Origin of the sequence: Microbispora cellulosiformans, assembly GCF_008728085.1 — a bacterium.
In the GTDB taxonomy this organism is placed as follows: Bacteria; Actinomycetota; Actinomycetes; order Streptosporangiales; family Streptosporangiaceae; genus Microbispora; species Microbispora amethystogenes.
This window is the reverse complement of the sequence record NZ_VYTZ01000009.1, coordinates 73,424-98,178: the sequence shown is the minus strand read 5'-3', so window position 1 is coordinate 98,178 and position 24,755 is coordinate 73,424. Positions and strand designations below refer to the sequence as shown.

At 68.4% G+C, this 24,755-nt stretch carries 21 protein-coding genes; 10 read left to right on the top strand and 11 right to left on the bottom strand.

All coding sequences use genetic code 11. The features are described 5' to 3' along the window. The first annotated feature begins 587 nt into the window (after window positions 1-587). The 8 genes from F5972_RS24995 to F5972_RS24960 all read left to right on the top strand — a co-directional run bounded on the left by F5972_RS24995 (window position 588) and on the right by F5972_RS24960 (window position 10,819). Window positions 588-1,412, top strand: a complete 825-nt coding sequence (locus F5972_RS24995; protein WP_138461658.1) for a hypothetical protein — start codon at window positions 588-590, stop codon at window positions 1,410-1,412. Window positions 1,413-1,658: 246 nt separating this feature from the next. Next, window positions 1,659-2,036 (top strand): pilin, encoded by a 378-nt coding sequence (locus F5972_RS24990; RefSeq protein WP_225311837.1) that lies wholly within the window; start codon window positions 1,659-1,661, stop codon window positions 2,034-2,036. 2 nt (window positions 2,037-2,038) lie between these two features. Continuing rightward, window positions 2,039-3,682 carry a conjugal transfer protein TrbL family protein gene (locus F5972_RS24985; protein ID WP_138461657.1) on the top strand — a complete coding sequence of 548 codons (1,644 nt, stop codon included), beginning with the start codon at window positions 2,039-2,041 and terminating at the stop codon, window positions 3,680-3,682. After that, a complete protein-coding gene (locus tag F5972_RS24980; protein ID WP_138461656.1) occupies window positions 3,679-4,626 on the top strand; it encodes a PrgI family protein in 948 nt (315 codons plus the stop codon). Before F5972_RS24985 ends, F5972_RS24980 begins: the two co-directional genes overlap by 4 nt. Continuing rightward, window positions 4,623-6,443: a VirB4 family type IV secretion system protein gene (locus F5972_RS24975; protein ID WP_138461655.1), complete on the top strand. Its 1,821-nt coding sequence runs from the start codon at window positions 4,623-4,625 to the stop codon at window positions 6,441-6,443. The genes F5972_RS24980 and F5972_RS24975 overlap by 4 nt, the downstream gene beginning before the upstream one ends. Continuing rightward, window positions 6,440-8,911, top strand: coding sequence for a type IV secretory system conjugative DNA transfer family protein (locus F5972_RS24970; RefSeq protein ID WP_138461654.1), 2,472 nt, complete (start codon window positions 6,440-6,442; stop codon window positions 8,909-8,911). Before F5972_RS24975 ends, F5972_RS24970 begins: the two co-directional genes overlap by 4 nt. Window positions 8,912-9,011: 100 nt before the next feature. Further along, window positions 9,012-9,905, top strand: a complete 894-nt coding sequence (locus F5972_RS24965; RefSeq protein ID WP_167521540.1) for a replication-relaxation family protein — start codon at window positions 9,012-9,014, stop codon at window positions 9,903-9,905. After that, on the top strand, window positions 9,902-10,819 hold the full coding sequence (locus F5972_RS24960) for a C40 family peptidase (RefSeq protein ID WP_150936470.1): 918 nt from the start codon (window positions 9,902-9,904) through the stop codon (window positions 10,817-10,819). Before F5972_RS24965 ends, F5972_RS24960 begins: the two co-directional genes overlap by 4 nt. 198 nt (window positions 10,820-11,017) lie before the next feature. Here the strand turns inward: F5972_RS24960 and F5972_RS24955 are convergent, their stop codons facing one another. Beyond that, window positions 11,018-11,740: a hypothetical protein gene (locus F5972_RS24955; RefSeq protein ID WP_111699066.1), complete on the bottom strand. Its 723-nt coding sequence runs from the start codon at window positions 11,738-11,740 to the stop codon at window positions 11,018-11,020. Window positions 11,741-11,974: 234 nt separating this feature from the next. Here F5972_RS24955 and F5972_RS24950 point away from each other — a divergent pair, with 234 nt between their 5' ends. After that, on the top strand, window positions 11,975-12,925 hold the full coding sequence (locus tag F5972_RS24950; protein WP_165900527.1) for a restriction system modified-DNA reader domain-containing protein: 951 nt from the start codon (window positions 11,975-11,977) through the stop codon (window positions 12,923-12,925). Between the two features lie 103 nt (window positions 12,926-13,028). On the opposite strand, the gene F5972_RS24945 is transcribed toward F5972_RS24950, so the two are convergent. The 8 genes from F5972_RS24945 to F5972_RS24910 form a co-directional block, all read right to left on the bottom strand. Beyond that, a complete protein-coding gene (locus F5972_RS24945) occupies window positions 13,029-13,382 on the bottom strand; it encodes a hypothetical protein (RefSeq protein WP_150936468.1) in 354 nt (117 codons plus the stop codon). Next, on the bottom strand, window positions 13,379-13,780 hold the full coding sequence (locus F5972_RS24940) for a hypothetical protein (protein WP_150936466.1): 402 nt from the start codon (window positions 13,778-13,780) through the stop codon (window positions 13,379-13,381). Before F5972_RS24940 ends, F5972_RS24945 begins: the two co-directional genes overlap by 4 nt. A gap of 65 nt (window positions 13,781-13,845) precedes the next feature. Then, the gene (locus F5972_RS24935) at window positions 13,846-14,226 is read right to left on the bottom strand and encodes a hypothetical protein (protein ID WP_150936464.1); all 381 of its coding nucleotides are present in this window, start codon (window positions 14,224-14,226) and stop codon (window positions 13,846-13,848) included. 82 nt (window positions 14,227-14,308) lie between these two features. Next, the gene (locus F5972_RS24930; protein ID WP_150936463.1) at window positions 14,309-14,968 is read right to left on the bottom strand and encodes a hypothetical protein; all 660 of its coding nucleotides are present in this window, start codon (window positions 14,966-14,968) and stop codon (window positions 14,309-14,311) included. Beyond that, window positions 14,965-15,399, bottom strand: a complete 435-nt coding sequence (locus F5972_RS24925; protein WP_150936461.1) for a hypothetical protein — start codon at window positions 15,397-15,399, stop codon at window positions 14,965-14,967. The genes F5972_RS24930 and F5972_RS24925 overlap by 4 nt, the downstream gene beginning before the upstream one ends. A 153-nt stretch (window positions 15,400-15,552) precedes the next feature. Beyond that, on the bottom strand, window positions 15,553-16,554 hold the full coding sequence (locus F5972_RS24920; protein WP_191910305.1) for a DUF932 domain-containing protein: 1,002 nt from the start codon (window positions 16,552-16,554) through the stop codon (window positions 15,553-15,555). 257 nt (window positions 16,555-16,811) lie between these two features. After that, window positions 16,812-17,966, bottom strand: coding sequence for a MarR family transcriptional regulator (locus tag F5972_RS24915; protein ID WP_150936457.1), 1,155 nt, complete (start codon window positions 17,964-17,966; stop codon window positions 16,812-16,814). Window positions 17,967-19,714: 1,748 nt separating this feature from the next. Then, entirely contained in the window at window positions 19,715-20,248 is a 534-nt protein-coding gene (locus tag F5972_RS24910; protein WP_150936455.1) for an ATP-binding protein, read from the bottom strand. 264 nt (window positions 20,249-20,512) lie between these two features. On the opposite strand from F5972_RS24910, the gene F5972_RS24905 reads away from it, so the two are divergent. Then, window positions 20,513-20,896 (top strand): hypothetical protein, encoded by a 384-nt coding sequence (locus F5972_RS24905; RefSeq protein ID WP_150936453.1) that lies wholly within the window; start codon window positions 20,513-20,515, stop codon window positions 20,894-20,896. A 136-nt stretch (window positions 20,897-21,032) separates the two neighbouring features. Here F5972_RS24905 and F5972_RS24900 read toward each other — a convergent pair whose 3' ends face one another. Together F5972_RS24900 and F5972_RS24895 are read right to left on the bottom strand one after the other, a co-directional pair. Next, a complete protein-coding gene (locus tag F5972_RS24900; RefSeq protein ID WP_191910304.1) occupies window positions 21,033-21,728 on the bottom strand; it encodes an AfsR/SARP family transcriptional regulator in 696 nt (231 codons plus the stop codon). 1,686 nt (window positions 21,729-23,414) lie between these two features. After that, window positions 23,415-23,804, bottom strand: coding sequence for a DUF397 domain-containing protein (locus F5972_RS24895; protein WP_150936450.1), 390 nt, complete (start codon window positions 23,802-23,804; stop codon window positions 23,415-23,417). Window positions 23,805-24,755 lie beyond the last annotated feature (951 nt).

Sequence of the window (24,755 nt, the reverse complement as noted above, 5' to 3'; positions counted from 1 at the left end):
CTGTTGCATCGCAGTGGCGAGTGATGCCAGTAGCGGCCGGGTTGCCGACATCGACCGCGCTATCGGCACCGCGCTGGCGTGTCCCTGGGCGCCGTCCAGAAGATCCTCAAGAGGGAGGCCGACCCGGACCGGCGCCCTGGCTCGGGTCGCCTCGTCCGTGCGGGCCTTCGTGCAGGTGCGCACCCCCACGCCGCTCCCCCACGGCAAGGCCCGACCACCAGACGATGCCCTCACGATCATGCTGACTGAGGCGGGCCAGCACCGGGTGATCGTGGACGCCGTACGAGTGGTCAAGAAGGTTCGGGCAGCCCTTCTCCGGCCAGTGATGACGAGAACTTGACCGGTCCCGATGTGCTGGAGCCATCGCCGCAGGTCAAACAGTTTCGGCACACCTTTTGGGCACCCCTCTCGGAGGGGTGCCGGGTCTTCTAGTCGCTCTTTTCGCAGCTCAGAGTGTGTTCCGGACGTCGAAGAATCCTTTTGCTGATCATCGCGCTGTCCGGTGTCCGTACTGATCTTGTCCCGTTCCTGACCAGGCCCGGTGGCAGATCAGCGGTGTCCGAACCGATCGTCATTCGGGGGCCGCAATGCCATCCACCGACACCATCGCCACCAACACCACCCCCGGCGACCTCCAAGTCTCCGGTACCGAGCCACCCTCTTTCAAAACCACACCGCGCACCGCCGCCACCTCCCACCTCCCGCTGGACGTCGCGGAGAACGCCTTCCGTCTGCTCATGCAGGGTCCGGAGCCGCTGTCGGTCGACGGCAGCAGGGTCTGCGCCGACCTTCTGCGGCGAACGATCCCGCTGGACGAACTGCGGGCGATCCTGCTGCACCCCTCCTGCGGGCGTAAGACACGTGATGAGGTCTGGCGGCACCTCATCACCCAGTCCCGCACCCACCACGGCGGGTGGACTATCGCCGTCGTCGCACTCGCCCTACCGATGCTGCGCCGCCTGGTCAGAACACTGTCCGAGACCGTCACCGCGGACCGGGAAGACCTGGAAGCCGAAGTGCTCGCCTGCTACCTGGACGCCCTGGACAGGGTGAACCTGGCCTGGACGCACCCGCTGCTGCGGCTGTTTCGGCTCACCCGGTTCGCCGTCCTCCGCGCCTACGCCGTCAAGCCGCCCGAGCTGCTGACCGATCCCGACCCGGCCCACGACGAGAGCCTCGTCTACCCCGCCGGCCACCCTGACCTGCTCCTGGCGGAGGCGGTCCGGCAGCAGATCATTACGGCGGAGGCGGCCGAGCTGATCGGGCTTACCCGGCTGGAGAACCTTCCACTGTCGGTCTACTGCCGCCACCGCGGCCTGCTCTACTGCGCGGTGCTCAAGCGCCGCCAGCGGGCCGAGGCCCGGCTGGCCAAGGCCCTCATCGACGGGCAACTGTCCCTGCCCTCGCTCTGATCGATTTCCGGCGGCCATGTCCCAACCGGGGCAGGAAGCCAAGTCTTTCCACAGGTGCAAGGGAAGTACGGGCGCATCTTCCGAGCTCGCCGGGCCGCACTCCGGCCACCGGTCCCTGTCACCCACCGGCATCGGAACTTCCAGCCCTTCGAAGGAGGACGCCCACCAGGCCACGGCAGGCCGGCGGCGCCCGTACTTCCCGGCACCTACCTCCAGGCATCAGCAGCAATAACTCAGGAGGCAGCAGTGGCATCCCACCGCACCAAGCGCCGCCATACCATGGGGGCCGTCGCCGCCGTGGCGAGCGGTATGGCGCTAGGCCTGCTCATCGAGACGGGCATCGCGTGGGCCATCAGCGACACCGGTATCGCCTCCGGCGTTCTGGCCGCGCTGTCGTCGCTGAACGAGGTCATCGACAACCTGCGCAACGTCATCGTCGGCCTGCTCGTCGCCCTCGCCACGTTGTTTTTGACGATCGGGGGTGTCCGCTACATCCTCGCTGGTGGCGACCCGAGCGAGGTCGAGGCAGCCAAAAGGACCCTGCGCTACGCCGGGATCGGGTACGGCATCGCGACCCTGGCGCCGCTGCTGGTCAGCATCCTCAAGGGCATCGTGGGAGCCTGACCGTGAACCGCCGCAGCTCTCACGGACCGGGCCTTGCCAAATGCGGCGCCCGCATCCGTCGCCTTGCCTCTCTCGTCCTGTCCACCGCCTCGCTCGCGCTGCTCATGGCGAGCCCCGTATCCGCCGCTCATGCGACGCCGACCCCGGCACCGACGACAGCCTCGGCTCCGGCACAGACTCCTTCACCGCAGGTGAGCTGGATCGCTCCTACGTCAGCACCTGCCCAGCCCATCGGGGAGGACGAGTGCGGCTGGATGGATGTCAGCTGCAAGGTAGGCAAGGCCGTCAACGGCTGGTTCACCAATCTGGTCCGCGATGCGATCAATCCGGCCTTCGCGATGGTCGGACGGACCCTGCTGTCGTCTCCGCCGCCATCGCTACTGTCCCGCGTCCAGGAGCTGAACGGCCAGGTTCTGGTGGTCGCCAACGCCCTGCTGGTGCTGTTCGTCCTGGCAGGCGGAGCGATCGTCATGGCCTACGGCAGCGTGCAGACCAGTACGACGATGAAGGAGCTCGTACCGCGCCTGGTGTTGGCGACGATTCTGACCAACAGCTCGCTGACGATCAGCGAGTACGCCATCCGATTCGCGAACGGCCTGGTCGACGGGTTGGTCGGGACCGGCGTGGATGCCGACAGGGCCGGTGACCTGCTGGCGGGTAAGGTCGCGGCGCTTATCACCGACTCCTCTGATACCGCGCTTTATCTGGTGCTGATCTCTGGGATCTCGGTACTGATGGCGCTGATCTTGGTCTTTGTCGCGATCATTCGCATCACCCTGCTGCTGTTCCTGGTCATCGCCGCGCCGCTCGCGCTGCTGTGTCATGGCCTTCCGCAGACTGAGGGGATCGCCAGGCTGTGGTGGCGGGCGCTGAGCGGCGTGCTACTGATGCAGGTCCTCCAGGCCCTGGTGCTGCTGCTGGCGTTCAAGGTCCAGCTCACCCATTCTCGCGAGATCTTCGCGGCCCAGAACATGGGGTCCGCGGGACAGCCGTCGCCCGGCGACGCCTTGGACGTGTTGATCCTGATCGGCCTGCTTTACGTGTTGATCAAGATCCCGGGGTGGGTCGCCCGGAGTATCTGGCAGCAGGCCAAACCGCAGCTGCTGATGCGGATGGTCAAGGCTGTGGTCGTTTACAAGACCCTGGGCGCGCTCGGCGGCGTGTTCCGTGGAGCCCGCACGCGCCCCTCCCCTGGACCGACTGTCACCGCCCACCGGCACGGCACGGGTTCACGGAACGTACGGTCCCGCCCGACAGCGCGGCCCGCCTCTCCCGCCGGTTCACCTCCTACCGCCTCGGGAGGCAAACCCATGAGCTCGCCCACGCGCCCCAGCCCATCCGGCTCCGCGTCGGGAAGTCCTCGATCTCCGCAGCAGCTCGCCTTGCCGCTCGGGATCACCCCAGCGTCCTCGCGTAGGCAACGTCAGGGGCAGCAGCTGGCGTTGCCGTTCCCAGTGACCCGCGTCCCGCGCCCACCCACACCCGCCGCCGCACCGCCACCGGTGAAGGCGACGTGGATCAGGCCCAAGCCTCCGTACGTGCAGGACCGGCTGCCCGGCATGCCGGTTCGACCCGCGCGGCCCCGCCAACTCCGTCTACGGCTCGACCCTCCGCCGCGCCGGATGCCGAAACGAGGTGAGAAGTGAACGACTCCGAGCCGCTGATTGTCCGCATCCCGGCGGATGTCGCTCGCCCAGACAAGATTGCCTACGGGTTCACGGCGCGGCAGTTGGTCATCCTCTCTGTCACCGGCGGTATCGCCTCTTCCATCTATTACGTCTTCCGGCAGGTGGTGCCGGTCGTGGTCATCGCCGCCGTGGCGCTGCCGCTGGTGGCGCTGGGGGCGGCGCTCGCGCTCGGCCGCCGTGACGGCCTCACCCTCGACCGGTTCGCCCTCGCCGCCGTGCTGTTCCTACGCTCGCCCAAGAAGGTAGTGGCCGCGCCCGATGGCGTCGTGCCACCGCCGAGGTGGTGCCGGCTGTGTGGAAAGCTTCCCGCCCCGCTGTGCCTGCCCGTACGTGCGGTCCGCAGCGACGGAGCGCTGGAGCTGGCGGACGGCGGAACCGCGGCGCTGGTGGAGACCTCCACGCTGTCCTTCCACCTGCGCACCGCTGATGAGCAGGCGTCGCTCGTCGGAGCGTTCGGACGGTGGCTGAACTCCCTCGACGCCTCCGTGCAGATCCTTGTCCGCGCCCGTCCCGTCGATCTGGCCGGCGTCGTGTACGCAATCGAGGAGCAGGCGGGGCGCCTGCAGCATCCGGCGCTGGCTCGTGCCGCCGCCGAGCACGCCGGTTTCCTCGGTCGGCTCAACGCCTCCCGGGATCTTCTGGCCCGGCAGGTGCTCGTTGTCGTCCGCGACCCGCATCCGCCTCGCGGGCGGCGCGCGACCGTACGGGACGCCTCGGCCGCGGTGGTGCTGCGCCACGCCGCCGAGACCCAACGCGCCCTTGCCGCCCTCGGCGTCACCACCGCCGTCCTGGACGCGGACGCGGCAAGCCGCGTCCTGATCGAGTGCCTGGACCCCGGCGGCTGGCATCCGTCAGGGACCGCACTTGTCGACGAGCTGATCACCGGTCTGGAGGTCCAGTGAAACTCCGCCGTACCACTGAGAAAAGGAGCGCGTTCGTTCACCCGAACGCGCTGGGGATCGGAGCACGCACACTCACGTTCCCTGACGGGGCCACCTGTGCTTTCTTCGCCGTCACCGGGTATCCGCGCGAGGTCGGCGCGGGCTGGCTGGAACCACTGCTGACCTACCCCGGCCGCCTGGACGTCTGTCTGCACATCGAGCCGATCCCGCAAGCGGTCGCCGCGATGCGGCTGCGCCGCCAGCTCGCCCGGCTCGAGTCGTCCAGCCAGGCCGACACCCAGCAGGGACGGCTGCAGGACTTCGACACCGAGGCCGCAGCCGACGACGCCACCGAACTGGCCGCAAGTCTTGCCCGAGGGCATGGCCGCCTGTTCAAAGTCGGCCTGTACCTCACCGTCCACGCCGCAAGCCAGGAGGACCTGACCGCGGAGGTGGAGCGGGTCCGCACGCTGGCGGCCTCGCTCCTGCTGGATGCTCAGCCCACCACCTTCCGCGCCCTTCAGGGCTGGGCGAGCTGCCTGCCATTCGCCACCGACGCTATTGGGCTGACGCGCAGCTTCGACACCACCGCGTTGGCGGCGGCGTTCCCGTTCACCTCGCCCGACCTGCCCGTCCCCACCTCCACAAGTGCGGTGCTGTACGGCCTGAGCGCCTCCAGCTCCGGCGTCGTCCTGTGGGACCGCTTCGCTCAGGACAACCACAACTCCGTCACCCTGGCGCAGTCCGGCGCCGGTAAGAGCTTCTTCACCAAACTCGAGACGCTACGGCTCCTCTATCAAGGGGTCGAGGTCGCCGTCGTGGACCCCGAGGACGAGTACGCCCGGCTCGCCCACGCCGTCGGCGGCACCTACCTGCGGCTCGGTGCGACCGGCGTGCGATGGAATCCCCTTGACCTCCCCGCCAGCCACGGCCCCCGTGATGACGTGCTCGCCCGGCGAGCACTGTTCCTGCAAACCCTCATCGCCACGATGCTCGGCCAAGCCTCACTCGGCCCGCACATCCGCGCCACGCTGGACACGGCGGTCCTCACCACCTACGCCGAGGCAGGTATCACCCGCGACCCGGCCACCTGGTCGAGGCCCGCCCCGCTGCTGGGTGACCTCGTCACCACCCTCACCGGTCATCCACAGGGTGAGGACATCGCTGTGCAGCTCGCGCCGTACGTCACCGGCTCCTACCGCGAACTGTTCGATGGGCCGACCACCACCCACCCCTCCGGCCACCTCATCGTCTTCTCCCTGCGCGACCTGCCCGAGGAGATGAAAGCGGTCGGCACCCTGCTGGCCCTCGACGCGATCTGGCGGCGCGTGGCCAACCCCCGTGACCGGCGCAAGCGGCTCGTCGTCGTAGACGAGGCGTGGCTACTTATGCGCGAGGACGCGGGCGCACGGTTCCTGTTCCGGATGGCCAAGGCAGCCCGCAAGCACTGGGCAGGCCTGGCAGTGGTCACTCAGGACGCCGCCGACCTGCTCGGCTCCGAACTGGGCCAGGCCATCGTCGCCAACGCCGCCGGCCAGATCCTGCTCCGCCAAGCACCGCAGGCGATCGGAGCGATCGGAGCGACATTCGGCCTGTCGGAGGGCGAGCGACAGTTCCTGCTCACCGCGGAACGCGGCGAGGCCCTTCTCGTGGCCGGGCCGGCCAGCCGGATCGCGTTCCAGGTGATCGCCTCCCCCATCGAGGCGGAGCTGATCACCACCGATCCGGCCGAACTCGCCGAGCTGGCCCGCCGCGAGTCTCGCGACGGCCCCACGCCCACGCCGTTCACATCCACGTTCGTCCAGGACGAAGACGAGGAGGACGGTGATCCGCTATGAGTGCGTGTCTCCTGTGTGATCTCGACGACCGCGATGTGCAGGCTGTTTTGGACTTCTTCCGCGAGTTGCCCGCCCGGCTCCCGGAATTCTTCCTGACCTATGGCTGGAAGGTCGCGCTCGTCGTCGCCGTGGCACTTTCGGCGCTCGCGATGATGCGCGGTGCGCTCGCGCGGGTGCGGCATGCCTGGCTGAAGCCCGGTGCCCGCCTGATCGAGATCTCCTCTCCGCCTGAGTGCGACCCGAAGGCCGCACTCGTGTTCTGGAGTCAGCTCATCGGCCTGCTGCGCCCTGCCTGGAAGCGCGCCCTCCACGGCCAGCCGCATCTGGCGTGGGAGTACCTCGCCGACGAGGCCGGGATCCGCATCAGGATGTGGGTACCCGGCGTCGTCCCACCAGGCTTGGTGGAGAAGGCCATCCAGGCGGCGTGGCCCGGCGCCACCGTCACCACCCGTCCGTCAGAGCCGTCCCTGTTCTCCGGCTTCCAAGTAGCAGGCGGGCATCTCGTGCTGGGCAGTGCCGAACACTTCCCACTCAAGACCGACCATGCCAGCGACCCGATCCGTCCTCTGCTCACCGCCGTGAGCGGCCTACGCTCCGGCGAACAGGCCATCGTCCAGATCCTGGCCCGACCCGCCACCGGCCGCCGGCTGCGCAGAGCCCACCGCGCGGCGGCAGCGCTCCGAGGCGCACCCACCAGCAGTCCTATCGGTCAGGTCCTGGACGAGCTCGCGCCGATGTCGGGCCACGCCCGCCCCGGCGAGCTGACCCGCATGTTTCCCGAGCGGGCCGAGCAGGTGCGCGCCATCCTCACCAAATCCGGTCAGTCGCGTTACCAGATCGCGTTGCGCTACGCCGTTACATCGATCGCGATGGACGAGGTGACGCGCGAGCGGCTGCGTGGGCAGGCGCACACGCTGGCCGGCGTCTTCGCGGTGTTCACCTCAGGCCACCAGTACCTGCGCAGGCGCCGCCTACCGCGACCGGCTTCAGTGCTCGCGCTGCGGCGGATGGACGGCGGCTATCTGCTGTCGGTCAGCGAGCTGGCCGCGCTCGCGCACCTGCCATGGGACGCCGACGCGCCCGGCATCACCCGCGCCTCGGCCCGTCCCATCGCCCCGTCACCGGCCGTACCGCGCGGCGGGGCCCCCGGTACGGTGCGGATGCTGGGCGACGCCGACAGCGGCCCAGCGCGGCCCGTAGCCCTCACGGTGGCCGATGCCCGCCATCACGTTCACGTCCTCGGCGCGACCGGTGTCGGCAAATCCACCCTGCTGGCCAGCATGATCCTCTCCGACGCCGAGGCCGGGCGTGGAGCGCTGGTCATCGACCCCAAAGGCGACCTCATCACCGACGTACTCGCCCGGCTACCTGGCTCCGCAGTCGGCCGTACGGTCGTCTTCGACCCGCAAGACCCGGCCCGGCCTCCGGCGATCAATGTGCTCGCCGGACCCGACCCGGCGTTCGCGGTCGACTCGATTGTCACGATCTTCCACCGCTGCTTCTCCTCCGCGTGGGGGCCGCGGGTGGATGATCTGCTCCGCTCCACCTGCCTCACCCTCACCAAAGTGCTCGGTCCCCGCGCCACCCTGGCCGACGTTCCCCGGCTACTGACCGATTCCGCCTACCGGACGCGCGTCACCGCGCGACTGGACGATGAGCTACTGCGGGGGTTCTGGGACTCCTACCAGGCGCTTACCCCCGCCGGGCAGGCCAGCGTGATCGGGCCGGTCATGAACAAGCTGCGTGCTGTCCTGCTGCGGCCGTTCATCCGGCGCGCACTGACCAGTCCAGCCACAACCGTTCCCATCGGGCAGCTCCTTGACCGCGGCGGGTTGATCCTCGCGCGCCTCCCGAAGGGCATCCTCGGCGACGACGCCGCGCGCCTGTTCGGGTCGATCCTGCTCGCCCACACCTGGCAGGCCGCCACCCGCCGCGCCACGCTCACCGAGACCGACCGCCGTGACGCGGCCCTGTACATCGACGAGTGCCACAACTTCCTGAACCTGCCGGGCCACATCAACGACGTCCTCGCCGAGGCCCGCGGTTACCGCCTCTCGCTGGTGCTGGCGCACCAGCATCTGGACCAGCTCCCCGCAGACCTACGCGAAGCCCTGTCCGCCGACGCACGCAACAAGATCTACTTCTCCGTTTCGCCCAAGGACGCCGGCGAGCTCAAAACCCACACCGCTCCGCTCGTCACCCCGTACGACCTCGCCCACCTCGGCGCGTTCCAGGCGGTCGCCCGGCTGGTCGCCACCGGCCAGCAGACCCCGGCCTTCACCCTGCGCACGCGCCCCTTGCCGCCCGTTGTTCCCGGCCGCGAGGCAGCGATCCGGCAAGCCTCCCGCGACCGGTTCACCACCCCCGCCAACCCCACTGGGACAGCAGCCGCCGGCAGGGCGAGCGAGCAACATGCCCGGCGGAAGGCACGACGAAGCGGACGTGACCGAGACCCACGCGCCGACTGACCGCAGCCACACTGCGACAGCTTCGGTCATGCAGCACCGACCACGTGGGCCGAACCATCGCGTACGTGACCGCCCGTACGAGATCACGAGGAGGAACGTGATGCCAGCACACCGCGCCCAGCTCGGGCAATCCCGCCTCGAATCCGGCGCCCTCGCCGAGCTGGCCGCCCGCCTCACCGAACGCGACTACCAGATCCTCGGCTGCGTCCACGAGCACCGCGTACTCACTACCCACCAGATCCAGAAGATCTTCTTCACGCTGCCCCAGCCGACCCGCCGCCGCCTCAGCATCCTGCACCGGCTCGGCGCCCTCACCCGATTCCGGCCCTGGACCCCGTACGGCGCAGGATCAGCCCCCTCGCACTGGGTCCTTGGCCGGGCCGGTGCCGCCGCCCTGGCCGCGAACCGGAACATCACCGTGGCCGAGCTCGGCTACCGCTACGACACCGCGACAGCGATCTGCCTGTCCTCCCGGCTGGCCCATCAGGTCGGGGTGAACGACTTCTTCGCCGACCTGCACGCCTACGCCCGCCGCTCGCAAGGCCAGGCGACGGTGCGGAAATGGTGGCCCGAACGTCGCTGCGTCGAACTGTGGGGAGACCTCGCCCGCCCCGACGCATACGGCCGATGGACCGAGAACGGCCGGGAGCTGGACTTCTTCCTGGAACACGACACCGGCACCGAACCACTGACCAAGGTGGCCGCCAAGCTCAACGACTACGCCAACCTGGCCGAGGCCACCGGCATCACCACACCCGTCCTGATCTGGCTGCCCGGGACCGCCCGCGAGGCCCACCTCCGCCAGCGGCTCGATCGCGTGGAGGTACCGGTCGCCACCGCCACGCACACCAGCCTCGGCGACGGCCCGGCCGGACCCATCTGGCTCCCCGCTGGTGCCACCGTCAACAGGCTCCGGCTCGCCGAGCTCGCCGATGCCTGGCCCGAGATGCTCCTTGGCTCGACCGCGGACGGCCCCGAAGGAGAGGAGAGATGAATGCCGCCGCGGCCGGCGCCGGCGTACTCCTGCTCTTCGTCATCGCCTTCACGGCAGCAGCCACCGGCATGTTCACCAGCTCCGGCGGAGACACCACCTGCGTCCTCGCCGCGTCCGCCGATATCCGGGCCGGGGCTGTCGCGGAGCTGGATGAGGAACAGCGCGGAAACGCCGCCCTCATCATCCAGACCGCCTTGCAGCTCGGACTTCCAGCCCGTGCCGCCGTCATCGCCGTCGCCACTGCCCTCCAGGAATCCGGGCTGCGCAACCTCCCCCATGGGCACCTGGACTCCCTCGGACTGTTCCAGCAGCGCCCCTCCCAAGGCTGGGGCGCCCCAGAGCAGATCCTCGACCCGATCTACGCCACCCGCACCTTCTACAAGCGGCTCGTCGCCGTACGCGGATGGGAACAGCTCCCGCTCACCAAGGCTGCCCAGGCCGTCCAACGATCCGCTACTCCCAACGCCTACGCGCGATGGGAAGCCCTCGCCCAGCAGGTGGTCGACGCGTTCACCGGCTTCTGCGTGCCCGTCATCCCCGGCGAGCAGGTTGCCGCCGTCATCGCCTACGCATACGCCCAGCTCGGCAAGCCGTACCAGTGGGGGGCCGAAGGCCCGGCCGCCTTCGACTGCTCCGGCCTCACGATGCGCGCCCTGCAGGCCGCCGGAATCACCATCCCCCGCGTCGCCGCAGACCAGTGGCGACATGGCCCGCGCATCCCCGCCGGACAGGAACAGCCCGGAGACCTGGCCTTCTTCCGAATGGAGCAGGATGGCCCCGGCCACGTCGGCATCGTCATCGGGAACGGGCAGATGATCCACGCCCCCAACAGCCGCGAGGTCGTCAAAATCGCACTGTACGAGCGGGCAGACCTCGTCGGCTTCACGCGGCCGATCGCCTCTGAAGCTCGTTAGGGAGACAGGCCGTCTTCCAGGTGCACAGTCCCGGGGTCGCGAGCGGCAAGACTGGCCAGCAGCCTGCTCGCTCGTTCCGGGGACAAGAACCCCGCCGCCTCGGGCGCGGCTACCAGACTCCGCTCACCCAGCTCGCCCGGCGGAAGCCAGATCGCGGAGAATTCCTCGAGGGATAGGAGGCTCAGGGACGGTGGGACTCTACTCGCCCTTCGCAGCTCGGCGCCGAAGGTTGTCGATGTAGTCCGCTCGGAGCACGTGATTGCAACGGGGGCGTTTCCCTGCGTTGATGTCCTCCACGTATTTGGCCAGGTGTTTAGGGTTCTTACCGGACCACCCGTTTACGAGGGCCCAGCCCTGCATCGCCTCACCATCCATTCGTATACCGGCGTCGTGAAGTGCGAGCAGGGTACTCACCACCACATCCTTCTCGAAGCCTCCCGAGATAGTGTTGTTGTGGTTGACCGTCCGTGTGAGGCTCTTCATCGCCTCAACGACGACGGGGTCCAGTTCGGGTGTCAAGTCCTCCCATGCCGAGCCATCGCCGAGGACCGTTGGCCTTGCGGCTGATACCCACGGCCTGATCGCATCCTCGTTCCAGGTGATGACGCACAGCGCCCGGATTTTGTGGCCGCCGTATCGCACCAGCTTCCCGATGTCGTCCATGTCTGCCCACGCCATCAGCACCGGGCCTTTGCCACGGACTGATCCGCCGCCCCTGCCGATGACATGCTTGACGTTGGAGTGCCGGTTCACAAGCTGTTCCAGCTGCGAGCAGTTCCGCAGGTTGGACTTCAAGCTAGTCCACACGGTCAGCGTGTCGCCGTCCTCCATGTGCTCGCAGCACCAGTCGATGGCCGCGTCCACACCCTCGTCGTCGTAGCTGGCGACCGCTGTCGGATAGTCCACGCCGCGATCGAACATCTCCCCTCCCTGCTCTTGACTCTGGCAGGGACAAGGTACGCACATACACCGACAGAACTAGCTCACCGTCGGCAGCCGCACCTCGGCTGAGAGACTCCAGCCTGAAACGGAGCGCTTGGCAGCGCCAACGGGCTGTTGAGTGCGAACCGTTCGCAGCACACGGCCACTTGACGGTATCGCTTCGGTACCCTCCGAGAAGATCTCGGTTCGCTCGTGATGAAGGAGGCCCGGGGCATGCAGGTACAGGAGCCCACCACCGCGCATCTGAGCGTGTCCCTTCCCCTGACGCTGGACGGCCCTTTTGAGATCACCGTTGAGCACTCGGTGGTCGGGATCGTGGTCACCGAACGCGCCACCCTGACCCGCCTGGGTCCCGAGTGGGACGTGCCTGGTGTCTACCTGCTCCTGGACCGCCCCGACCTCACGGGCCGGTGGGGCGCCTACGTGGGCAAGGCCGCCTCCCGAGGGCTGCGCAGCCGCCTCCGCGAACATCTCAAGGCCCGAGATCATTGGTACCGGGCCGTCCTCATACGCCGAGACTCGAAGAAGACGCTGAACAGCGCCGAGGCCGGCTGGCTGGAAGGCCACCTCTACGACCTGCTACACGCCTCGGGCCAGGTCCAGCTGCACAACGGCAACCGGCCCCAGGACGACAGCATCTCCGTCGAGGAGCAGCTCAGCCTGCGCACCTACATTCCCCCGGTACTGCACACGCTGCACATCCTCGGCCACAGGCTCACCGCCACCCCTCCCGTCGCCGGGCGGCGGGTCTTCGACTTGCGAAAGAGCCAGCGAGGAAAGACGACCCGCGAGACTGGCCGTCCCGTCGTCGCGACCTCGAGCCCGAGCGCGACGACGCCGAAGGGGAAGAAGTCCACGAAGACCAAGAGCGACATCAAGTTGATCGACCTGGTTCGAGAGGGCCTGGTACCTCCCGGGACGGTCCTCGTCCCCAAGTCGCGGTCCCACACAGACACAGCCGTGGTCAATCCCGACGGCAGCCTCCAGTTCCGTGGTACGCGGCGCGAGGCGGTGTCCAACCCCGCGCAGGAGCTAGCGGGGTACGAGGTGAACGGCTGGACCTTCTGGCGGGTCGAGACGCCGCAAGGAAAGGTGTCCCTCGATGCGCTCCGTAAGCGGCTTCAGCAGCAGCGCGCCGCCTCCGCTTCCTCTCCGCCCCAATGAAGCTTGTCCGATCCGGTCATCGGCGTCCGGTGGTGCAGGAGGTACGCCCCGGCCGCGCACATGTCCTGCGCGACCGGGGCACACCACCTGCACCGCCGGGCAGCTATGCCCAGCCGTTGCACCTGCTCCCGCCGTGAATCCGGCAGGCGTACTCCTCTTCCTTGCTCAACAGGATCACCGGCAACTCGGTGACCCCTTCCCGCAACGCACGGGCGATACGGTGCCAGCCGTCGATCACCAACGGCCCGCCCCGGGGCGAGGCCGGTACGGCGATCAGCGGCTCGCTCAGGTCCACCAGCTCGGCGTGCGCCTGGTCGATGTCGATCAGGGCGAGCAGACCGGCCCAGTGACGCGGCCGCAGGTGCCCACCGGGGTGACGACTTGCCGCGTACTTCTTGGCGGCGGAAACGTCCCAGGTCCACCCCATCAGACGGAAGGTCTCGACCTCGGTCATCATGACGCCGCTCGGCCCCCCTCGGTGGCCGACAGGAAGCGGCGGCCCGCCTCCAGGCCAGTGACGGACAGGGCATGCTCGAACAGGTCGGCGGCCCTGGCCCCCGCCTCCGCCACACGGGGAACGGGTACGGCCCGGGGCAGGGTGGTCTCCACGTAGCGGGTGGTCCATGCTCGGACGAGGCCGAGGGCCTCCTCTACCTCCACGTCGTACTTGTCGGTCTGCATGAGCACCATGTCCCACCACACGTGATGGGCCTGGGCGTAGGTCACTTCCTGCAGGACCGTGGACGTCAGCCGGTAACGCCTGTCGAGCTGGCCGGTCAGCTCGGCCGCAGCCGCTTCGTACTTGGCCCGGCTGGTGCGCTCGTTGCGTCGTATGAGTGCTTCCAGCGTCTCCATAATTCATCTCTCCTTGGTACGGGTGACGGGGCCGGATCTCCGCCCGGCCGCCGGATGGGATGGAGTCAGCGGAACCGGGCGGTGGGAGCCTTGTCGCCGCCGTAGATCCGGCAGGCGTACTCCTCCTGCTCGGTCAGGATGATCACCGGAAGCTCGATGACGTGCTCGCGCAGGGTGCGGGCGATGCGGTGCCAGCCGTCGATGATGAAGGGCCCGGCGTTCGGGATAGGGACCGCGATGAGCGGGACCGAAAGGTCCACCTCACTGATGTGGTCTTCGTTGATCCAGATCGCGGTCAGGAAGCCTGCCCATGCGCAGGGAGACAGCCGCCCCTCGGGTGTCCGGCCTTCGGCGTACGCCTTGGCGACGGTGACGTTCCAGGCCCAGGCCAGGAAGCGGAACGCCTCGGTGTCGTCCCGGCTCGCGTCGGCACGGGTGGTGGTCATGGTGAACGGGTCCTTTCTGCGAGGTGCTTCAGCAGCCGGCCGAGAAGAAGCCGACTCCGAGGAGTTGAGGTGGCAAGCGGAGTCACCGGCTGGTCTGGTGCTGGCTTGGCCCGGCGGTAGCCGCCTCGGCGTCCGCCCGGCTGGCGAGGAGTTCGCCCGAGGCGGCCAGGAAGTGGCGGGCGGCGGCCCGGGAGGCGTGCGCGAGCGCGTGGTCGAACAGTGTGCCCGGCCGTGCGGCGGCCGGTTCGCCGGTCAGGTAGTGTCGCGCCCACGCCCGCACCCGCCGGACGGCATGCGCGACGTCGACGCTGTTCTCGCTGATCTGAGCCGGGACGAATTCCCACCAGGTGCGCAGGGCGTGGGAGTAGACCGCGCTGTATAGAGGCTCGGAGGTGAGCCGCTGGCCGCGCTGAACATGGCAGACCAACGCGGCCGATGCCGCATAGTCGGCGTGCCGAGCGTGGGTGACGACCTCAGCGACCCGGGCCGCCAGCCCTTCGGCTTCGCCGCCGTCCGGGGCCTCCGGCCCGGCGAACGTGTCCGCGAAGCTCGGGACGGTAGTCGTGGCGGCGGGCGCGTCCGGAGTCGCGGAGCTGTCCGGCACTGCAGGCCCGCTCGGCTCCCACAGCTGGGCGAACTGCGGTCCCCCGGCGGGTTCGCCCGCTGCGTCGCCGGTGGCGGGCTCGGTAACGACGTCCATGGTGGTCATGTCCTTTCTGAGCTGGTTCGCAGGGGCGTTCACGCCCGGCGCTCCCCACCGGCCGGGCCGGTGGCGGGGGCGGAGCGGCCTGCGGAGGTGGGGCCGGTGAGTGCCTCGGCGAGATGCCGGGTGGAGTCCAGGAACTGCCGGGCGGCCTGACGGCGGGCCTGGGCCATGGCCTGGGTGAACAGTTCGCCGTACGAGAGCTGGCTGGCGCTGATCAGGTACGCTTCGGCGGCCCGGCGGCTCTCCATGATCGCGGTCACGATGTCGACCGCCTCATCGACGTCGATCTGGTTCATGACCTGCTGCCACCAGTCCCGAAGGTGCTGCGCGACGGCGGCGCGAGACAAATCCTCGGCGGTAACGCACTCCCCCGTCTCCCACGCGGACGCGAAGCGGCTGGCGGCTTCGTCCAGGGTGCGGGTGGCGTCGATGAGGTAGTCGATAGCGATCTGCTCGAACGGCCCCATGGTTCTCCTTCGATCGGTGCTCCGACGGGCGTGATGGCCCCGTGCTGTGGTTGGTCCGGAACCGAGGTGCGGTTCCGGGGATGGGGTCCGGTACGGCCCCGCGCCGAGCCGTACCGGACGAGCAAGGGGGAGGTGAGGAAGCCGAGCGCCCGGTCAGGCGGCGAGCAACTGGAACGCCCGCGTCTTGATCTTCGAGTGGGCGTGGTCGTCCAGCAGCGCACGCTCGGCCCGCACGATGTCGGCCTCGCGGCGGCCGATGACCGGGCTGCGATGATCCAGGCGCTCGGTCACCGCGTTGTAGGCCGCCCAGCGGGTTCCCCTGATCGACTCGTTCGTCGGCGCGTCGGTGAACAACAGCTCCAGCTGGCGCATCGCCAGCTCGTAGTTGCGGCGGGTAACGGGTTTCGCGTCGGTGGGTACCGGGTGAAGGGCGGTGGCGAACTGCCGGAACTCCTTCAGGTCCATCGGCGTGGCGAGCAGCTTTTCGGCCTCGGCGGCAAACGCCTCGCCGTGCCGCCACGTCAGTTTCAGCGCCTCACGTGCCTCGGCGATTCGGCCCGCGATATGGCCCGTGTGGCGGACTTTGAACATCGAGGCGTGGTTCCGCAGCGCGGCGCGTTCGGTGTTCGCGCACACCACCCGGACAGGGGTGGCGACCGTGGTGAACGCGCCCCAGCCGTCGTGCCGGGAGAACGCCGCCAGATACAGGTCGACCCGGTCGAAGCCGCCGACCATCAGCGGCTCGGGCAGGCGCATCGTGACGAACACGCGCCGTCCGCCGTTCAGTGAGCCGCCCGTGTCGAAGATCGCCCCTGATTCGTCGACCAGGGTCTGCAGGAACTCGGCGACCTCCTCGTTTTGGACGATCTTGTAGTCCTTTCCGACCATGCCGAGCCGTTCCGGCTCGCCCGTCACCGGGTTGGTACGGACGACCAGGAAGTCCTCCTCTGCGGTCACGGGCCGCCCGGTGTCCGGATCGGTGACCGTGCCGACCGGCACCTTGCGGACGTTCCAGGCGGCGAGCTGGGAGCGGGTCAGGAGCTCCTCGGCCGTCATCGGGCCGGGTGCGGTGTAGCCGAGCCGGTGCCAGCCGGGCCTGGTCGCGGCGGCGAATCCGGCGGAGCCGTCGGCGAAGATCTCGATCTCGTGGGCCATGACAGTGCCTCCTTGGCGATGGGTGAAACCGAACAAACAGACGAGTGGGTGGGGTGGGCGATCAGGGAACGGGGAGAGCGGGCGGTGTGCCCGGGTGGGCACGGCGGTTGGAACGCTCGGCCATGGATGCTGCGCCGACGCGGGACCGCCGCCGGATTGCGGCGATGCGAGGGGCATACGGCGCGCCGACTCAGGTACCCGGGGCTGTGCTGTGTGGGGTGGGCCGCCTCGGGGACGGCCCATCCCACGGGCCGCCGTCAGTCGCCGGGGGCGGGGTTGACGGCGAGGGCGTAGCGGCGGGGACGCTCGCAGGTCAGCTCGGCCTGCCCGAGGCCGACCAGGCGGTCCAGGGCGTTGGCGACCGCACCGGACGAGCTCTCCAATACCCGGCCGATCTCGTACGGGGTGAAGTCCTTCCCCGAATGGTCGAGCAGGTGAGACAGCACTCGGTCTCGCAGGTGACCGGGACGAGCCCCACCCGCGCCCGTACCGCCGCCGGTGTTCCCACGTCCGCCCGTTCCCCGGCCGGAGGGACTGGTGCCGGTCAGCACGGCGCGGGCGTCCCGGTGCGCCTGCGGGGCCTTGGCCACGGCCATCTCCAACCGGCCCAACGCCGTGACCGCGTCCCCTTCATCGTCGAGCGCCCTGACTGCTCCGGTGATCAGGTCGGCCAGCTCCAGCAGGGCCGTCCGCGCCCATGCCCAGGCAGGGTCCTCGGCCTCGGCCGCATCCTCGGAATCGTCGGCCGGAACGTCCGCATCCGTGTCGGCCGTGTCCGAGTCGGTCGTGTCCGAGTCGGTCGTGTCGTCCGAGTCCGGCACCTCAGCGGGCGAGTCAGTGGCCTCGTCCGGGGCGTCATCCGAGCCGCCGCTGTCCAGGCCGGGGGTGTCACCGGCTACGTCGGCCGGGACCGCGCCCTCCGGGTCGGCCTGATCGAGGTGGCCATCCATTGCGGGCACCGCTGCATCGGTGGCCTCCTCCTCGTCCGCACTGCCCTCGTCGTCTACGTCGCTCACGGCGGGGACGTCCGGGTCGGCCGGGTCATCCGAGCCGGGCGAGTCAGGAGCCTCCTCCGGGGCGTCCCCGTCCGAGACGACCGTGCCATCGGCGGGGTACCAGAGGTCAGGGGTGCGGCCCCGGCCGTCGTGCCCGCCGGGAACTCGCGTCGTACGCCCCTCGGCCTCGAACTGATTAAGGATCTTTCCCACCGTCACCCGGCTGATTCCGGCCGCAGCCGCGATCATGGCGACCGACGTACCGGGGCTGGCCGCCAGCGCGGCCCATACGGCCTCCTCACGGGTGTTCAGCGCGGTGCCGGTGTGAGGGGTGGCCGGGGCGTTGTCGTCCGGGACGGTAGAAATCGCGTTCGCGTCAATGTCGTACGCGTTTTCCGTGACGGTGATAGCGACCATTGGTAAGGCTCCTTTCCAGCCACATACCGGCCCGCTGTTTGGCCGGTATGGATTTCGTGGAGCTCGACCATCGCTCGCATCGGCGCGCGTTGCAAGCATGTCGCGGAACATTTTTCAGCCGCCCCATTTCGGAGAGGCTCGCCTAACAAGAATCTCCCCCACCTGCTGGTATCCATCTTTCCGAGGTGCGGCTTCCAGGCCGGATGCACTTAGGTAGTCCCGTTGAGGCGAATTCACCGAAGGCTATGGATGCACTACCTAATCTTTCAGCCGAGACCGAAAGAGTCATGAATCAGCTGCCGAATCGACTTGACTGGACCGGCCCCGTCGAGTGTCCATAGATTCGCACCACGAAATAGCCGCCGGGCGTATTCGGCGGTGCGACAGGGACCGAAAGGGGGCGCACGCATGGAACCGGCCGCGATCAAGTGGACACGGCGCACGTACGCAGGCTGCACATCTACGGCCACGGATGGGCGCTGATGTGGAGCCGTGACGATGTCCTGGTCACGCATGCCGAAGCGGGCGATGACGACCGCCTGCGAAAGGTGATCATCTACGAGGGACTGCAGCGCATGCGGTGGCTCGCCGACGAGGGCAAGCCGCACGTCGCAAGGATCGCTGAGCTCGCTGGGGCCGCCCGCGCCGCCCCGGGCACCGGCCCAGGTCCCGTAGGTCCCTTGCGGGCACGTGCGGAGGCCATACCGCATTGCATCCAGGGTGATCACGCCGTCCCCAGCGGAGAAGACCGGTCGCAGGCCGAGCAGGCGGCTACAAGCGCGCAGACCGGGCGAGTTGGCGGGGCATCGCCCATGGGTCTCGGCCGGCGGTCCGGCCGGCGGCCGGACCAAGGCCGACTCGGTACGGAGGGAAAGCTACGTACGGCGGGAACCACCGCGGATTGAGACGACCCGCATCCGTACGGCGCCGCACGTATTGGTTTGTCGCCCGTAGGGCGAGTCTGGCGGCGCAACGCATCGCCCCGGACCGGGTTCACCGGTGCGAACACCGGCTCGGCGTCGATGCGGTCCAAGCGGCTACAGCGAACGCAACGCCAGCGGCAACATGGGACGCACCAGCGAACACCGCAGGGATGAGACAGCCCGCGTAGCGAAATCCGTTGGTGTCCCGGACAGCCTCTCGTCCGGCCACCACCAGAACGCGAAGCTCGAGCACCTTGGCGGCCTCGCGCACGGAACGGTCGTCAGGGATTTCCGCGCCTGGAGGGCCGAGGCAGCGGGGTTCGGTCTCCGCCGTGCCCTGGCCCCAGCGGCACCATCGAAGATGCCGCTACAGCACACTGCGATCGCTCTATGACATCGACGCCCACCTTCACCCCAGACGTCAAGCACCCGCCCGGCCACGGCGACGGCGGCCGGGCTGCCGGGCCCGCCGCGTCGTCACTGGTGGAACCGCTGTATAGGGCCACACGCCCGCGATCGTGGGCGAGCATGTCATCGCCCCAGGCAGGACGTCGTCGGCCGTCATAGGCCACGTCGTGGCCAGCGCGGGCACGACGGGGGGATCAGCGGGCGCAGGCGGCAATCCGGCCCGCAGCCCCGTGGGGGTGTCGGCGGTGACCATGATGGACTTCCCACGGACTGCGACCCACATCTTGTGGAGAACGAGGAAGCCCCAGTTCGGGAACTCCTTCCGCAACTCCTGCAGCTCGCGACGAATTACCTCCTCACCATCCGGCACTGGTCCTGGGCCCGAACCCGGCCGCTGAGTCCGCGTGCTCCAAGCCATCATGCGGTCCGCGCGCTCGCACCGCAGTTCAAGGCGAGTTGCGCCCAGACCGCGTGCCCGGTGGTCGCATCTCCTCGTACCCCGGCTCGTGCGGCGAGCTGCCGTACTCCGCGCAGGCCATGCCCGTGCTCGCCGATGTCCTGCCCCGGCCTCCGCGCTTGAACGGCAGGGGTTCCTCCGCCGCCGAGGTCATAGACGGTGATACGAGCCATGTGCAGGCCGCGCAGCACCTCCACCAGGAAGAACCCACCCCCCAGACCCGAGCGCGAGTGCAACAGGGCGTTGGCGGCCAGCTCTGCCGTGATCCACTCGGCATCGCTGGCCCGCGCGGTGTCCTCCAGCAGCAGGCGCACCATCTTCCGGGCAGCCGTGACCTGATCCTCCCGCCCGGGGAAATTCCTGCGCCACAGCATCGGCCCGCCGAGCCCGCTCCACCACCGGCGAACCAGCGCAGGGCCGGGCGGCAGGCCGGGGAATCCGTCCCGTCCGCCGTCATCCAGCACAATCGCGTCCGCGTTCTCGCGTCCGGTCATCGTCAGGGCACCTCCATGTCGTCCCGGCCGTCCCCCGGGATGGGGCCCACACCATGAACCGACTCCGCGCCCGAATTGAACCCCCACAGCCATCCCGTCACCCGCCACGCCGAAATAGGCGTTGACCTGTGCCAACACACCGCCATAGCGCTGGGCGGGTCGCGTCCCGACGGATGGATCACCCACATCGACTGGAGAGCTCGCCGGAAGGCGCCCTACGGTCCGCCCGATCGGCCAGCGAACATCACCAGAGGGGGAGTGATCATGTCTGGGAAGGGCTACCAAACCCTGCTCGAGTGCCGCCGCCGCGGCTTCCACCTGCGCGGCCACGGCTTCTCTGTCGACCAGATCGCCGTCGTACTGTCCCTCGACCACGACGTCGCACCGCTACGCCTCTACCGCTACGCCGCCGGTCTCACCGCCGCCCAGGCCCTGGCTGCTTTCAACGCCCTTGAGGGCACGGGGGCGGCTCCGCTACGCGAGAGCAGGCTGTACGAATACGAGAGCTGGCCCGAGTCCGGTCGCCGTCCACCAGCGCGTGTGGTGCGACTCCTCGCGCAGATTTACGACACCCGTCCCACCCAGCTCCTCAGCCCAGAGACGCAGGCCACCTACAGCCGAGAAGATCGAGAACTCCTCCGCCCATGACCTCGATCCGCTTCTGGAAACGAGCCCCGGCAGGACTGGGACGGGCTGTCCCGGTCCATCCCGGCATCGGTCTCTGGCCACGCGAGGAGAGGTCCTGGCCCAGCGTCCGTCCAGGGCCTCGCCTCGTCACGCGCCGCTACCCGGCGAGCCCGCGGTAGATCTGCCTCGCCTGACGGCTCGGCTCAGCATCGACCTCCCGCAGCCGCTCGGTGAACTGCTGGAAGGCCGCGCGTACGGCCGGCAGCCGTCCCAGCTCACCATGGATGGTCATGATCCGGCACCACAGGACCTCGCTGTAGGGATCGATCCGGTCCACGGCGAGAGTCAGCAGATCCAGCGCGTGATCCGGGTCGGTCTTGTGCTCCAGCTCGGCCAGCCTCATCACCGCGTTCGTCGCCTTCCGGGCCGCGGCCTGCCGAAGCGGCAGGCACCACAGATCATCTCGCTCAGCGAGCAGCGGCCCCTCATGGATGGCGACCATCTGCCTGAGCGCCTGCACCCGGGTGTCCTCCCCCGGCGCCGTGTTCGCCACCAGATGCGCCTGCTCGAACCGCCATAGGTCGATGTCGAAGAAGGCCGAGGCAAGGTGCCGGCACTGCCCGGTCTTGATCACGAACCTCACGCCGGTAGACAGCCCGGTCGCGCTACGCATCGCCGCGTTGATGTCACGGACCCCGGTCTCCAGGTGCTGCGACCCGTGCTCTCCCTGCCCAGGCCACAGATGTTCGATAACGAGATCCTGTCGCACGCCGTCCTTCGACGTGGCCAGCAGCGCGAACAGGTCCCGACCTTCCGCTCGGGTGAAGCCGACCTCCCGGTCCGCTGCCTGCACCCGGGTCCTTCCAAACAGCCGTCCGGAGACAAGAGCAGACGGCGGAACCCTGAGCTGCAGCCCCGGGGAGGTGGCCGCCTTAGGCGAGACAACCTCGGTGACTGAGGTCTCCCCCACCTCTCCAAGGTCGGCCTCAAGCGTCATGTCAGCGCGTCCAGCCGCCCCTTCAGCAGATTGCCGCGGCGTAACCGAAGGTTCCGACGGCTCGGCAGATGCCCTGCACTCACGCATGGGATCGGTGTCGGGAATCACCGGAACCGGAAGCGACGCTCCGGGCACCCCCGCGACAGCGCCTCCGGTCAGGGCGCGGGACCTCTGGATGAGGACCGCGCTGACCGCCATCACGAAGACGCCGAACAACACGGCGGAAGCGGCGTGAGCCCACCCGGCAGCGACGCTTGTTCCACTGGTCCTATCCAGGTGAACCGTCAACCCCGAGGGCCGCCCCACGGAAGTGGCTCCTCCAGACGAAAGCTCAGGCTGCGTGTAGGGCGTGGACGGCGCGGGAGTCGGCGACGAGGTGGACGTTCCCTGACGTCGGCCCCGAGCAGGAGAGGACGGCCGCAGGAATTCACGTTCCTGCTTCTTTCTCGGCTCGGCGGCCTTGGTCGTAGCAGGTTTCGTAGCGGTAAGCGAATGACGGACATGCCCCTGCAGATTGTGGCGGGGCTGCGGATTGGGACGTGTTCTGGGCCGAGTATCCCTTGGGCCGCGCGCCCCCTTGGCGTTCTGTCGCTTCGGCTCCGTCGCCTCCACATCAGATCTCTGCCCAGGCGCATTTGAGGTTTCGGCTATCGGTCGGCGCCTCGCCTTCTCCAGCAGGCCCCAGTAGTCAGGGACACGCCCTTTCGCGAGTTCCTCTTTGATCAGAGCGCACCACTTGTCAGCGTCGTAGTACCTCTGCGCCTCCGCGGATATCGTCGCATTGCACCACGGTTCCCGGGAAGATGGCACAGCCGCCCCGGCCAAGCAGCCCAGTATCGCAGTCCAGCCAGCGACGCCGACCCCGATTGCCAGCGACAGGCGCTCAGCTTTCCCCTCGGACGAAGTAACTTTCCATAGGACCACTCGTCACCCCCGAAAAACGGGCTTCGCCATATGTGACGCTCACCGGCGATCTACCCTGCAGAGATGACCTTCAAGAACTGCGGACGATCAAGAATTTCTAATGACACATCGCTTTTCAGTCACACACCCAACGATTATCAAATCACACAATCCACACATCTTTCTCATGTTACCCAACAGTCTCGCGATCGACTGCGACTAGTGAGGAACCGAAGGGACTGCGTTCCCATCAACCCGGCACGACCAGCGATGGGGAGAATTGGCGCAAGCCAATTGGCTTACCCTTCCCTTTGTCCGCTATATTCTATTCGCGAGATCAACGCTGGCCGTTTCCGCCCCCGCCTCCGATGCCTGACCGTCGCGTCCCTGACCTGTAGGCGACTCCCGGAAGCGGCTGGGTGCGGGAGCGACCGAGTCATGCGCGGAGGCAGCACCCCCAGGAATACTGATCAGGCCAGATGGTCAGGCGCATTGACCCGGAGACGGAGCAGGCCAGAGGTGCGGGGCTGTGGCCGATCCCCCCGCACCTGTCGTACGCGCGGCGAAGCAGGATGAACAAGGCGACGCCTGCCAGTCCCGGCATCTCACTGCCCCGCCGCACAGCTCACAACGGACCGGTCACCCGCTGGCGAGACCGGCCGAATCCGAGGGGTACTCGCCCTGCCCAGCCGCCGAGGTGGCGTCGATCGCGTCAAACGCACCGGCCCTGACCGCCCTGCAGAAGATCTCCCAGGTGTGCGCGCTGGTCACCAGGAAGGCGGACGCGGTGACGATTCCGGCGTTCCACAGGTCCCCAATCGTGACCGTGACGACGTCGCCCTCCTGCTGCGGGACGAACTGGCGGGCCTTGACCGCCCCCACGAAACGGGACCACCGCGCCAGGCTCACCCGCACGTATCCATGAGAGGCGTCGCGGGGATCACGCACGTACACCAGCGCGCCGCGCGTCTGATACTCCACCTCCAAGCCGTCGTACACGCCCACCCCGAGCGGACCCGGCACCGTCATGACGTACACCTCTCGCTGCCGAACAATGCGTCCTCGCTTGCCTGCAGGGCCGACCTGACCCCTGACACCATGGGCGCCGCATCCGCCAGCTGGGCCGCCAGCTGCAAGCGGCCCAGCTCTCGCACCGAAACCGTCTTCCGACGCACCTCACGGACACGAGCCCCGATCAGTCGGACGACCCTCTCTACTGCTGAAGCAGGGCAGAAGGTGTAGTCCCACAGACCCCGGTCCGAGACCCGGCCAGTCCACCAGCGGAAGCCCCATCCCTGCGGGCCGAACTCCACCCACACGTTCACCTGGTCGGCCATCACCAGCGCCAGCCCGAACCCCAAACTGACCGTTGCCGAGATCCCCGCGTGGCCCAACTCCTCCCGTAGCCGGGACGCCGGCTTCCCTGCCGGACCCCTACGCTGCTCCATGCGTCGCACTTCCGCTGTCGGATCGAAGGCGCTCTACCACCGCTGGGTGCTGCGAGAGCCGCTCAGCCGCCAACTCCGGCGTCATGTAGACAGCCAAGCGCGGCGTGCTCCGCCGGGTCCCATCCGGCCCCCAAACCACCCACCAGAGATACCTTCCGTCCGTGCGCACAAGCAGGCCGGGTGCTACCGAGATCGCCGCCTGGCTCGAAGTGAGCACATGCGTATCCGTCTCCAGACCGCGTTTCAGCAACGCTGCCTGGAGCCGCTCAGCCGCGCGTACAGGCTCATTCCTGCGATTTTCGCCGACCCCATCACAAAGGCTGGGTGTGGGCTGTGATAAATCCCTAGCCTCTGCCACGCCGCTCTCGAAAGGGAGCCGCTGATGGCCGATGAGGAATCGCCTTCGGGGATCAGGGCCTTGCGGCCAGAGGAACGCGTTGTTCACAGATGATAGACAAACGGATCCCGCCTTGCACTGGAAGGGAATTCGCGTAGTCTTCTTGTTGTCTCGCGACTCTTAGTTCGCGGTATT